We start from the raw sequence: 12,277 nt of genomic DNA, 5'->3' as shown, positions 1-12,277 counted from the left end.
CCGCCCCGCACCGGCGGTGGCCGGAGACAACGGAGAGTGCCCTTTCGAGGGCGCCGGGACAGCAGGGGAGGGAGGTCACCGCGTCACGATGAACCCCTCCGCCTCGCGCGCGGGCCGTTCCTTCGGCGGCTCGGCCGGATGACCGATCGCCACCGCCCCCATGGGGTCCCACTCCGCGGGGAGCCCGAGCACCTCCCGGACCACGTCCCGGCAGAACATCGTCGACGACACCCAGGCGGAGCCCAGCCGCTCACCGGCGAGCGCGACGAGGAAGTTCTGCACGCCCGCGCCCATGGCGACCACGAACATCTCGCGCTCGGCGGCGTCACGGCGCGCGTCACCGTAGGTGTGCGCGCCGTCCGTGACGAGGCACGGCACCGCCAGACAGGGGGCGGCCCGCAGCACCTCGCCGCGGCGCACCCGCTTGGCGATGGACTCCTCGGACTTGCCGTCGGCACGCAGATCGGCGATCCAGGCGTCCCGCATGGCGTCCAGCAGGCGGGTGCGGGAGTCCGGCGACTCCAGCAGGACGAAACGCCACGGTGTGGTGTGGTGCGGCGCGGGCGCGGTGACCGCCGCCGCGACCGCCCGGCGCACCGCGCCCGGGTCCACGGGCTCGTCCGTGAACGCGCGGACCGTGCGCCGCTGGGTCACCGCCTCCCGCACCGCCTCCGAGGTGCCGAGCCGGAACATGTCGTCACGGGCGACCCGCACCAGCGCCCGCGCGCCCTGCGCCCCGTCCCCGTTCGCCGGCCCCTCGCCGTCCTCGTCCGTGGCCGTCAGCTGCGGCAGCCCGCGCACCACGGCCACCGGCAGCCCCGCCGTCTTCCCCTTGACCAGGTCCCCCGCGGCTGCCAGCTCGTCGGCGGTGGCGATGACGGTGGACTCAAGGGGGTTGCCGTGGGCGTCCGTGCCGCCGCGCAGGTCGTCCAGGACGCGGACGCCGCAGGAGCCGATGGCGACGTCGGTGAGGCCGGTGCGCCAGGGGCGGCCGAAGGTGTCGGTGACCAGGACACCGACGTCCACTCCGAGGATGTCGCGCAGCCCGGCGCGCACCGCGCGCGCGGAGGCGTCCGGGTCCTCGGGCAGCAGCAGGACCGTGCCTGCGGGGGTGTTGGACGCGTCGACGCCGGCGGCTGCCATCACCAGGCCCTGGCGGTTCTCGACGATCCGCAGGGTGCCGCGGCGGGCCACCACCCGGACCGTCTCCGCGTCGATGGCCGCCTCGCGGTCGGCCGCCTCGACGATCCGGCCCTCCGCCTTGGAGACGACCTTGGAGGTGACCAGAACCACATCGCCGTCCCGGAGGCCGGGCTCGGCGGCGGCGATCAGCTTGGCGAGGTCGTCCCCGGCCGCGACCTCGGGCAGGCCGGGCACCGCCCAGACCCGGTACGCCGCAGGGGAGTCGTCCGTCGCGCGTGTGCCGGCGTCCGTCGCGCGCGTGCCGGCGGTCATGCCCGGACCTCGTCGGCGAGGGCGAGGGCCTCCTCGGCCATCCGGGCCGCGGCGCCGACGTCCGTCATCATCAGCGGCACCGCCCGGCAGCGGATCCCGGCGGCCGTCACCCGCTCCACCGCGGCGGCGTCCACGGTGTCGACGAGCCAGCCGTCCAGCAGGCCCGAGCCGTAGTGCTCGGCGACGGCGGCGGCGTTGGACTCCACGCCGACCGCGGCGAGCACCTTGTCGGCCATGCCGCGCACCGGCGCGCCGCCGACGATGGGGGAGAGGCCGACGACGGGCACGCCGGCGTCCGCGATGGCCTCCCTGATGCCGGGCACGGCGAGGATGGTGCCGATGCTCACCACCGGGTTGGACGGCGGGAAGAGGACGGTGTCGGCCTCGGCAATCGCCTCCAGGACGCCGGGCGCGGGCTTCGCCTGGTCGGCCCCGACGGGCACCACCGCGTGCGCGGGCACCGAGGCGCGCAGCCGTACCCAGTACTCCTGGAAGTGGATGGCGCGCCGCTCGCCGGCCGCCCCGGTGCCGTCCCCGCCCTCCTGGGGGGTGGCTTCGCCGTCGGCGGGCGGCAGGGTGACCGCGACGTGCGTCTCGACGCGGTCGTCCGTCATGGGGATGAGCCGCACGCCGGGCTGCCAGCGGTCGCACAGCGCCTCGGTGACGGCGCTCAGCGGGTACCCGGCGCCGAGCATCTGGGTGCGGACGACGTGGGTGGCGAAGTCGCGGTCGCCGAGGGCGAACCAGTCGGGACCGGCACCGTAGGCGGCGAGCTCCTCCTTGAGGTGGAAGGTCTCGTCGGTGCGCCCCCAGCCCTGTTCCTCGTTGATCCCGCCGCCGAGGGTGTACATCACCGTGTCGAGGTCCGGGCAGACCCGCAGGCCGAAGAGGTGGATGTCGTCGCCGGTGTTGCCGATGACGGTGATCTCGGCGTCCGGTGCTGCTTTCTTGAGACCGCGCAGGAACCGGGCACCGCCGATGCCGCCTGCCAGAACCACAATGCGCATAACGCCCAGTCTTGCAGGCGGGTACGACAACGCGTCAGCCGCGGCCCCCGGACCGGCTCCGGACGCCGGGACACCGGCCCGCACGACGGCCGGCGCCTGGCCGTGCGCCGGCCGTGCGCCGGCCGTCCGCCGGCGAGAGCGGCCCCGCGGGCCGCGGAACGGTCAGGCCGCGGCGGGACCGTCAGGCCGCGGCGGGACCGTCGGGCACTGGTGGGAACCGTCAGGCACCGGTTCGACGGTCAGGCCGTGGTGGGGCCGGAGTGTCCGGCGGGGGCGGTGTGCCGCCGGATCGCGCAGCTCGCGGTGTGGACGGGCATCTCGGTGAGGCCGGGGTGGTAGATGTGCAGGCTGACCGCGGGTTCGAGGGAGTCGTTGACGACGCCGTGCACATAGCCGGGGGCGAAGACGCGCTGGGCGCCGGCGGTGAGGGTGTGGACGCCGCGCCCGGTGTGCTCGGTGAGGGTGCCGTCCAGGACGGTCAGCACCCCCGAGGAGGGTCCGTGGTCGTGCGTTCCGCTGCCCTGGCCGGGCACCCAGGAGAGCAGCCACATCTCGTACCCGGGGCCGGTGCGCAGCCGGTGGTACCAGCGGCTGAGGGGGTCGTAGCGCACGAGGGGCCGCCACTGGGCGCGGTCGGCGGCGATCGCGCGGGCCAGGCCGGCGAACTCGGCCACGGTGGAGGGGTGCTCGGGGGCGGGCTGGAGGAGGTGCATGACCTCCAGGATGTCGCCGGCGATCTGCAGATCGCTGTCGCTGTTCATGACGGCGGGAGTGTCCTTGGCGGGAGAGCTGGGGTGTCGCGGACGGCACCCGGAGCCGGGGCGTCGGGGGAGAGGGGGCCGGAGCGGTGGGGCTCAACAGCAGCGACAGCAACAGCTCATGCGCGCGGGGGCAGCACTGGAAGACCCGGTGGGACGGGTCACGGTGAGCGCCGAGTTCGCGAGCATGCCCACAAGGACATCGGTTCACACCTGTGTTGTCAATCTGATGCCGTATATGGCCGGGATGTTTCACCCCATCCGGTTGCCCGGCTAGACGAAAGGTTTGTGCACCGGGGAGGGTGGGGCGGTGTCCCCGGGCGGCCGGAGCGGTGCGGCCCCGGTGGTTCCGTGCCCCGCGTGCAGGGGCCCGGCCCGGTCCGCGAAGAACCGGCCGTGTGGCTGAACTGGATCGGCGTGCGGAACGTCTTTCTCTCTGGAGGCTCGTGCACGGCCGCGGAGGGTCCGCGGCGCCCTGTGGAACCTCCCGGGGACCGGGGTGGAGTCCGGCCTTCCGGGTGGGTCTCTGGCGTGTGCCGCGGTTATGCGGATTTGAACACTTTCGGCAAGGGGTTGGTTCCGCAGAGTGAATACAGGGCTCGGTAGCAGATCCCAGCTTGACTGCCCCGGAGCGTCACACTTGTAATTTCACTCGTGTCGTTCGGCCGGAATCGGAACGGGCGCACCACGGGGTCGCAAAGACAGACGAGGGGCACATATGACCGAGCTGTTTGAGGAACTGCTGGTCGAGGCCGAAGAGGAACTCGGCTGGCAGGAGCGCGCGCTGTGCGCTCAGACCGACCCTGAGTCCTTCTTCCCCGAGAAGGGCGGCTCCACGCGCGAAGCGAAAAAAGTATGCCTCGCGTGCGAAGTACGCTCGGAATGCCTCGAATACGCACTCGCCAACGACGAACGGTTCGGTATCTGGGGCGGCCTCTCGGAGCGTGAGCGGCGCCGTCTGAAGAAGGCGGCCGTTTAGCGGCTGCCCGCAGGGGCCCCGTCGCGCCGTGCGCCGCACCCGGGGCCGCGCCGCGCCCGGCCCGCCAGGGGCCCGAGGTCCCGGCACGCCCATCGCCGCGTGCTCCGCCGTGTCCGGAGATTCTCGTGCCGCCGCCATGCGGTGGCACCTTTTCGGGGCGCCTCCGCATTCGCGTGTGCCGCTGCGGCCCGTACGCCCGGAGGGAATCGTCTCCGGTGCGCATCCGGTACGTATCCGCTGTGCGTCAGCGGGTACGGAACTCACTTGCCTGTGTTCGTCCGCGCAATCGCCTGCCGGCCTTCGGTCGTGGCCGGGGAATCGCCTGCCGGCGCACGGCGGTGGGTGCCCAAACGCGCGCCGGCGCACGGTAGTTGTAAGCAATCACCTGTGCTTTATGGAGCCGCCGGCGCGGAATCGTCTCCCGGCTCACCGGACGGCGGCGCCCGGCGCATTCGGAAATGACTTCCCGTCAGTTTTTTCGGTGACTCCGTGTGACGCGTCGCTTTGCGTGCTCGGCGGGACGGGGACGGCCGGGGCCGGGCGTGCGGTGCGGCAGCGTCCCCGAGCGATGGCGTCCGGCGCGGGAGGCCGGCGGAACCCCTGCGGGACCCCCCTGCGGGAAACCCCGCCGGGGAGCCCCGCGGAAAGCGGGCGGGGGAGAGGTTGTCCACAGGCGGCCGATGGCTGTGCGGCCCAGCCGTTAGTGTGGGCCTTCGTCCGAGACGCACCGCGACCAGAGCGGGACCCGGTGCGTCCACCGCAGTCCAGCGAACCGGGGCCCGTACCTCGATGTCCGTGCACAGCCATCCGGCCACGCAGTATGCAGCCGCCGCCACAGGGTTCGGCGGGGTGGGGCAGCCGCTGTCCGACCCGGCCCGGCAGCCGCTGTCCGACCCGGCCACGCCGCCGGAGTTCCCCCGGCACGTCGTCACCGCCGTGCTGGTCTCGCACGACGGCGCCCGCTGGCTCCGCGACGCCCTCGCCGGCCTGCTCGGCCAGGACCGCCCCGTGCAGAGCGTGATGGCGGCCGACACCGGCAGCGCCGACGACTCCGCACGCCTGATCACCGAGGCCATCGGCCAGGACCGCGTGCTGCACCTCGCGCGGCGCACCGGATTCGGCGCCGCCGTCGACGAGGCGGTCCGTACCGCGGGCGTGCTCACCCCCGACGACCTGCCGTACCTCAAGCGTCCCAGCGGCTGGGACCCGGTCACCCGCGCCTGGCGTGACGAGGCGTACGACATGCCCGACCTGCCGTACGGCGAGCCCGAGCAGTGGCTCTGGCTGCTGCACGACGACTGCGCCCCCGAGCCCGGCGCCCTCGCCGAGCTGCTCCGCGTCGTCGAGCAGGAGCGCGAGGCCGGCAAGGACGTCGCCGTCGTCGGCCCCAAGCTCCGCGGCTGGTACGACCGCCGCCAGCTCCTGGAGGTCGGCGTCTCCATCGCCAACAGCGGCCGACGCTGGACCGGCCTGGACCGCCGCGAGCAGGACCAGGGCCAGCACGACCAGGTGCGGCCCGTGCTCTCGGTGTCCACCGCGGGCATGCTGATCCGCCGCGACGTCTTCGAGGAACTGGGCGGCTTCGACCGCCGCCTGCCCCTGATGCGCGACGACGTCGACCTGTGCTGGCGCGCCCAGGCCGCCGGCCACCGCGTCCTCATCGCGCCCGACGCGATCGTGCGGCACGCCGAGGCGGCCTCCCGCGAGCGCCGCACCGTCGACTGCGTCGGCCGCACCTCCACCTCGCCGCACAAGGTCGACAAGGCCGGCGCGGCCTACACCCTGCTCGTCAACACCCGCTCGGCCGTGCTGCCCTGGGTGCTGCTGCGGCTGGTCCTCGGCACCCTGCTGCGCACGCTCGCCTACCTCGTCGGCAAGGTGCCCGGCCAGGCCCTCGACGAGATCACCGGCCTGCTGGCGACGCTGCTGCGGCCCGAGCGGATCCTCGCCGCCCGGCGCAGGCGCGGCGCGCCGGTCATCGGCAAGGACGAGCTGCGCCCCCTGTTCCCGCCGCCCGGCGCCACCGTACGGCTCACCATCGAGCAGGCCGCGGCCAATCTCGTGGGCCGCTCCGACCCGGAGGCCTCCAGCGCCGGCCGGCACGGCGGAGCCGTGGAGTCGGGCCCCGGCGGCGACGACGCCGACTTCCTGGAGATCGAGCAGTTCGCGCGCCTCAAGCGGATCGCGCGCAGGCCCGGGCCGATGCTCTTCGTGGTGCTGCTGCTGATCTCCCTCGTCGCCTGCCGCGCCCTGATCGGCGGCGGCGCGCTGGCCGGCGGCGCGCTGCTACCCGCCCCGGCCGACGTCTTTGAGCTGTGGGGCCGGTACCTGGACGGCTGGCATCCGGTCGGCCCCGGCGGCACCGAGTCCGCGCCGCCCTATCTGGCCGTCGTCGCGCTCCTGGCCACCCTGCTGTTCGGCTCCACGGGCCTCGCCGTCACCGTGCTGCTGGTCTGTTCGGTGCCGCTGGCCGGCTTCACCGCCTACTTCGCCTCCCGGCCGCTGGTCGCCTCCCGGCTGCTGCGCGCGTGGGCGAGCATCGCGTACGCGTTCCTGCCCGCCGTCACCGGCGCGCTGGCGGGCGGCCGGATCGGCACCGCGGTGCTCGCCATCCTGCTGCCCCTCATCGCGCGCGCGGCCATCGCCTCCGGTGGCCTTGCCTCCTCAGGCGCCTCCGGCGCGCGCGGCAGCTGGCGCGCCACCTGGGCCTACGCCCTGCTGCTCACGCTGACCACGGCCTTCACGCCCATCGTCTGGCCGATCGCGCTGATCCTCGGCATCGGCCTGCTCGCGCTCCGCCGCGACGACCTCGTGGCCCAGGGACTCCGCTTCCTGGCCGTGCTGGGCACCCCCCTGCTGATCCTGGCTCCCTGGTCGCTCTCGCTGCTGCCGTTCGGCTTCTTCCGGGAGGCGGGCCTGGCGTACGGAAAGGGGGTCGCCTCCGCGTTCGACCTGCTCGGCGCCTCGCCCGGCGGCCCCGGCACCCTCACCGGCCTGCTGCTGATCGGGATCCCGCTGGCCGCCCTCGCCGCCCTGCTCCGCGGCGAGCGGCAGACGGCCGTGTACACGGCGTGGGCCGTCGCCCTGACCGCCCTGGTCTTCGCGGCGCTCTCCAACGCCTCCACCTGGGCCGGCCCGGCCACCCTCGTCTACGGCATCGCCCTCCTGGGGGCCGCGGCCGTCGGCGCCGAAGGGGCACGCGCGCGCGTGGCCGAACTCAGCTTCGGCTGGCGGCAGCCCGTCGCGGCGCTCATCGCGCTCGCCGCGGCACTGGGCCCGCTGGCGGCCGCGGTCTCCTGGATGGTGGGCGGCGCCGACGGTCCGCTGGAGCGGCGCGACCCGGTGCAGGTGCCCGCCTTCGTCGCCGAGGAGAGCGGCACGCAGGACCAGGCCCGCACCCTCGTCCTGGACGGCGATTCGCCGGCCAGGGTCTCGTACAGCCTCGTGCGGGGCTCGGGCGCCCGGCTCGGCGACGCCGAGCTGACCGAGGCGGCCGGCGGCAACACCCGCCTGGACAAGGTGGTCGCCAACCTGGTCGCGGGCTCCGGCGCCGACCAGGCCCAGCAGCTCGGCGGCTTCGCGGTGCGCTATGTGCTGGTGCGCGACGGCGCCCCCCGGCAGATGAGCCGCGTCCTGGACGCCACCCCCGGCCTCACCCGGCTCAGCCAGCAGGACGGCACCGCCCTGTGGCGCCTCGACCGCCAGGTGGCCCGTGTGGTCGTCGAGCCGCCGTCCGGCGCCGGCTCCACCGAGCCGGCCCCGGTCGCCGCCGGCCCCGTCGAGGTGCACACCACCATCCCGTCCGGCGCCGACGGCCGCGTCCTGCGGCTGGCCGACACCGCGGACCCGGGCTGGACGGCCACCCTGGACGGCCGCCCGCTGGCCAGGACCACCGTCGACGGCTGGGCGCAGGGCTTCAAGCTGCCCGCCGCCGGTGGCCGTCTCGACGTCACCTTCGACACCCCCGTCGGCCACACCGCCTGGCTCATCGTTCAGGGCTTCCTCGCCGTGGTGCTGGTGGTGCTGGCCCTGCCGGGCCGCCGCCGCGACATCGACGACGACCTGCCGGAGGAGACCCCGGTCCCCGCCGAGCCCATCGAGGGCGAGGGCCGCCGGGCGCGCAGGCTGCGGGCCCAGGCGGAGTCCATGGAGGCCGCGGTGGACGGTGCGCCCGGCGGCCGTCCGGCGAGCGGTGCGGCGGCCGCCCCCGGCGCGGGCACCGGGGGCGCCGATCAGCCCCCGCACCCCGAGTTCGCGGGCGCCCCGGCCGGCACGGCCGTCCCGGAAACGGTGCGGCAGCCGGACGACACGCTCCACCCGGGCGCCCCCGGTGCCGACGACGACACACAGGCCCCCACCCCCGTGGACCAGCCCGCCGGCCAGATCCCGCAGCAGGGTGCGTACGGCGAGTGGGACACCGGAAGCGAGCCGTACCAGCCCGCCGGGTACGGCGCCGGCTACGGCGACGAGCAGTACGCCCAGGGCCAGTACGGCGCGGGCCACTACCAGGGCGGCGCCTATCAGGAGGGCGAGTACGCGGACCAGGGCGCCCACCAGGGCGGCCAGTTCGGCCAGGACGCCTATGGGCAGCAGTACCAGCCCGGTGAGTACCCGTCGGGCGAGTACTCGCCCGAGGGGTACCAGGACGCCGGCTACGGGCAGTCCGGGCAGGGCGCAGGCCAGTACGGAGCGGGCGGCCCGTACGACCCGTACGGCACCTACGGCGGCGCGTACGACCAGTCCGCCCGGCCGGACCAGCCCGGCTACGACCCCGCCTACGGCCAGGGCTACGACACCGAGTACGGCCAGGTGCCGCCGCCTCCCGCCCGGCCGCCGCACGGCACCGACAGCGACCGCCCCGACGGGAGCCAGCAGTGAACCGCACCACCCTGTCCCTGATCGCCGGAACCACCGCACTCGTGGCCGTCACCGGTCTCGCGACCCTCACCGCGCCGGACGGCTCAGCCGACGACACCGGGGGCTCCGCGGCACGGCGGCCCGTGGAGCGCAGCAGCCTGCTCTGCCCCTCGCCCGGCCCCTCGGACCTCGCCGACACGACGTACACGTCCTTCACACCGGGCTCCGCGAGCGGCGCGGCCAAGGGCGCTGCCGAACTCCTCCCCGCGGACCGCCGGCCGGACGACGCCTCGGACACCGGCGGCAGCAAGGACAAGGGCAAGGGGAAGAGCGGCGGCAAGAAGACCGACGACAAGACGTCTGGATCCGACAACAAGACGTCAGGATCCGACGACAAGACGTCAGGGAAGGGCGCAGGCCAGGCCAAGCCTGTGCTGTCCGGCAAGCAGCCCGGCAAGCCCGCCACCGCGGACGTGTCGGGCGCCGACCGCCCCGCGCTGATCGGTTCCGCCGACGGAGCCATGGCCCCCGGCTGGACCGTGCAGCAGACGACGCAGATCCCCGCGGGCGACGGCCGCGGCCTCTACGGGGTGAACTGCTCGGCACCCGACACGGACTTCTGGTTCCCGGGCGCGAGCACCGCGGACGACCGCACCGACTATGTCCACCTCACCAACCCGGACGACTCCGCGGCCGTCGCCGACGTCGAGCTGTACGGCAAGGGCGGCGCGATCAAGTCGGACGTCGGCGAGGGCATCCAGATCGGACCCCACCAGAGCGTCCCGGTGCTGCTGTCGACGCTCACCGACCGGCCGGAGACCAATGTCACGGTCCATGTGACGGTCCGCAGCGGCCGGGTCTCCGCCGCCATGCAGGCCGCCGACGCCCACCTGGGCGGCGACTGGCTGCCCGCGGCGGGGACGCCCGCGACCAGCCTGGTCCTGCCGGGCATCCCCAAGGACACCACGTCCGCCCGCCTGGTCGCCTTCGCCCCCGGCGAGGACGACGCCGACCTCAACGTGAAGCTGATCTCCCCGACCGGCGCCATCACCCCCGCCGGCCACGAGACCCTGCACGTCAAGTCGGGCATGACCGCCGCCGTGGACCTGGGCGACATCACCCGCGGCGAGGCGGGCACCCTGATGCTGACCCCCTCGGACTCCGAGGGCCGCCCGGTGCCCGTGGTGGCGGCGCTCCGGGTGGTGCGCGGCAAGGGCGCGAACCAGGAGTCGGCGTTCATCCCCGCCACGCCCCCGGTCGGCGAGCGGGCCACTGCCGCCGACAACCACGCCAAGGGCACCACGCTCTCCCTCACCGCCCCGCACGGCGCCGTCAAGGTCCGCGTCACCTCGTCCGCGGGCAGCGGCGGCGGGTCCCCGGCCTCCAAGACCTACACGGTCAAGGCAGGCACCACCCTCGCCGTCCAGCCCCCCGCCCCCCAGGGCCTCAAGGGCACCTACGCCCTCACCGTGGAACCCGTCTCCGGCGGCCCCCTCTACGCCTCCCGCACCCTGGAACTCCCGCACGACGACATCCCCATGTTCACCATCCAGCCCCTCCCGGACGACCACGGCATGGTCCAGGTCCCCAAGGCGGCGGAGGACCTGTCGATACTCCAGTAGGAGCGCCCGGTCGGGCGCCTGGCCCCGAGGGGCGGTGAATCGAGCCGGTCCGGCGTCGGGGACCGGGGATCGCCCAAGCCCGTCCGGCGGTCCAGGTCGCCCGAAGGGCGACGGGGCCGGGACGGGCCCTGAACTGGGACGGGCGAGGCCGGGGCGAGCCGGGGCCGGAACGGGCCCTGAACCGGAACGGGCCCTGAACCGGAACGGGCCCTGAACCGGAACGGGCCCTGAACCGGGACGAGCCCTGGACCGGGACGGGCTCGGGACCCGCACGGGCCCGTCGGGCCCTATTCCTCCCCGTACCCGGGATCCACCGTCTCCGGCGTCAGACCCAGCAACTCCGCCACCTGCTCCACGACCACCTCATGGACCAGCACAGCCCGCTCGTCCCGGCTCTTGGTCCGGATCTCCACCGGCCGCCGATAGATCACGACCCGCGCGGGCCGCCCCGCGCCTCCGGACACCGTGCCGCCCAGCGGAACCGCATCGTCCGCCCACCCCCCGCCGTCACCACTCCCCGGCTGGGGCACCTCCAGGACCAGGAAGTCGATCTCGGCGAGCTGCGGCCAGCGCCGCTCCAGCCGCTCCACGGAGTCCTGCACAAGATCGGCGAAGACCTCCGCGCGGCTCGCGGAGAGCGGTACCTGCGGCGGTGCGACGGGCCCGCGCATACCCCGTCCATGACGGTCGCGACGCCGTGGCCCGGGGCCCGTGGTGGGGGGCGGTACTGGCTTGTCCATCACTGGTGAAGCGTAGTCCTCACGCGGGCCCGGGCGCGCGTGCGGAGGACGGCCCCGCCGCACCGGAGCGGCCGCGTGAACCCCCGTGGACGCCGGCGTCCACACCCGACCCCGGCCATTCCGTCCGTGCACGAACTATGCCGTTTCACGATCATTCGGGCCAGGCTTGAGCACGATTGCATTTCTGTCCCAGACTGCGCTGCTACTGCCAAATGACGGGTTTTATGACGGCTGATGACCGGACAGCCCGACATGACCCTCCGAACCGCGCACCGTCCGTGCAGGTCAGTACGGACTCGCCCGAATTGCGCCGCGACGAGATCCCGCCACGACACGGTGGGGTGACCTCGGGGAGAGTCATCGCGGCCCGGTCAAGAGTGCGGTACCGTCCATCGTCGTGAGCCCTGTACGTCGCTGTTCGCGCACCGCCTGCGGCCGGCCTGCCGTTGCGACGCTGACGTACGTCTACGCCGACTCCACCGCCGTCCTGGGTCCCCTCGCCACCTACGCCGAGCCGCACTGCTACGACCTCTGCGCCGAGCATTCCGAGCGGCTGACCGCGCCCCGCGGCTGGGAGGTCGTCCGGCTCGCCGACGCCTCCGGCCCGGCCCGCCCCACCGGCGACGATCTCGAAGCGCTCGCCAATGCGGTAAGGGAAGCGGCCCGGCCCCAGGAGCGCGCCGCGGAGGCGGGCGGCGGCCGCCAGGCGGACCCCATGGAGGTCGCCCGCCGCGGCCATCTGCGCGTCCTGCGCTCCCCGGACAACTGAGCACTCTCCCGCTCCCGGATCCCGTCCGCCCCGGCCCCCGCGCTCGCGATCGGCCGCGCACCCCCGCCCCGGGCCACTCGGGAGGCCCCA

At 74.5% G+C, this 12,277-nt stretch carries 8 protein-coding genes; 4 read left to right on the top strand and 4 right to left on the bottom strand.

The features are described 5' to 3' along the window. Nucleotides 1–75: 75 nt before the first annotated feature. The 3 genes from ACSMXW_RS14235 to ACSMXW_RS14225 form a co-directional block, all read right to left on the bottom strand. Nucleotides 76–1,455: a coenzyme F420-0:L-glutamate ligase gene (locus ACSMXW_RS14235; protein ID WP_485806642.1), complete on the bottom strand. Its 1,380-nt coding sequence runs from the start codon at nt 1,453–1,455 to the stop codon at nt 76–78. Then, the gene (gene cofD / locus ACSMXW_RS14230) at nt 1,452–2,462 is read right to left on the bottom strand and encodes a 2-phospho-L-lactate transferase (RefSeq protein ID WP_485806640.1); all 1,011 of its coding nucleotides are present in this window, start codon (nt 2,460–2,462) and stop codon (nt 1,452–1,454) included. The genes ACSMXW_RS14235 and cofD overlap by 4 nt, the downstream gene beginning before the upstream one ends. Nucleotides 2,463–2,701: 239 nt before the next feature. After that, a complete protein-coding gene (locus tag ACSMXW_RS14225; RefSeq protein ID WP_485806638.1) occupies nt 2,702–3,223 on the bottom strand; it encodes a cysteine dioxygenase in 522 nt (173 codons plus the stop codon). A gap of 715 nt (nt 3,224–3,938) precedes the next feature. Here ACSMXW_RS14225 and ACSMXW_RS14220 point away from each other — a divergent pair. From ACSMXW_RS14220 to ACSMXW_RS14210, 3 genes are all read left to right on the top strand, one after another. Beyond that, the gene (locus ACSMXW_RS14220; protein WP_212912315.1) at nt 3,939–4,199 is read left to right on the top strand and encodes a WhiB family transcriptional regulator; all 261 of its coding nucleotides are present in this window, start codon (nt 3,939–3,941) and stop codon (nt 4,197–4,199) included. Between the two features lie 789 nt (nt 4,200–4,988). Continuing rightward, a complete protein-coding gene (locus tag ACSMXW_RS14215; RefSeq protein WP_485806637.1) occupies nt 4,989–9,077 on the top strand; it encodes a glycosyltransferase family 2 protein in 4,089 nt (1,362 codons plus the stop codon). After that, nucleotides 9,074–10,678 (top strand): DUF5719 family protein, encoded by a 1,605-nt coding sequence (locus ACSMXW_RS14210; RefSeq protein ID WP_485806635.1) that lies wholly within the window; start codon nt 9,074–9,076, stop codon nt 10,676–10,678. The genes ACSMXW_RS14215 and ACSMXW_RS14210 overlap by 4 nt, the downstream gene beginning before the upstream one ends. 287 nt (nt 10,679–10,965) lie before the next feature. On the opposite strand, the gene ACSMXW_RS14205 is transcribed toward ACSMXW_RS14210, so the two are convergent. Next, on the bottom strand, nt 10,966–11,418 hold the full coding sequence (locus ACSMXW_RS14205; protein WP_485806633.1) for a metallopeptidase family protein: 453 nt from the start codon (nt 11,416–11,418) through the stop codon (nt 10,966–10,968). A 397-nt stretch (nt 11,419–11,815) separates the two neighbouring features. Between ACSMXW_RS14205 and ACSMXW_RS14200 the strand changes: the two genes are divergently transcribed. Then, nucleotides 11,816–12,187, top strand: a complete 372-nt coding sequence (locus tag ACSMXW_RS14200; RefSeq protein ID WP_485806631.1) for a DUF3499 domain-containing protein — start codon at nt 11,816–11,818, stop codon at nt 12,185–12,187. The last annotated feature ends 90 nt before the right edge of the window (nt 12,188–12,277 follow it).

The organism is Streptomyces sp. DSM 116793 (genome assembly GCF_057320905.1).
This window is presented reverse-complemented; position numbering and strand designations above follow the sequence as displayed.

Bases quoted from the DNA above. Each gene is read 5' to 3' on its own strand.
- ACSMXW_RS14235 (WP_485806642.1), bottom strand. From the start codon at position 1,455: ATGACCGCCGGCACGCGCGCGACGGACGCCGGCACACGCGCGACGGAC.
- cofD (WP_485806640.1), bottom strand. From the start codon at position 2,462: ATGCGCATTGTGGTTCTGGCAGGCGGCATCGGCGGTGCCCGGTTCCTG.
- ACSMXW_RS14225 (WP_485806638.1), bottom strand. From the start codon at position 3,223: ATGAACAGCGACAGCGATCTGCAGATCGCCGGCGACATCCTGGAGGTC.
- ACSMXW_RS14220 (WP_212912315.1), top strand. From the start codon at position 3,939: ATGACCGAGCTGTTTGAGGAACTGCTGGTCGAGGCCGAAGAGGAACTC.
- ACSMXW_RS14215 (WP_485806637.1), top strand. From the start codon at position 4,989: ATGTCCGTGCACAGCCATCCGGCCACGCAGTATGCAGCCGCCGCCACA.
- ACSMXW_RS14205 (WP_485806633.1), bottom strand. From the start codon at position 11,418: ATGGACAAGCCAGTACCGCCCCCCACCACGGGCCCCGGGCCACGGCGT.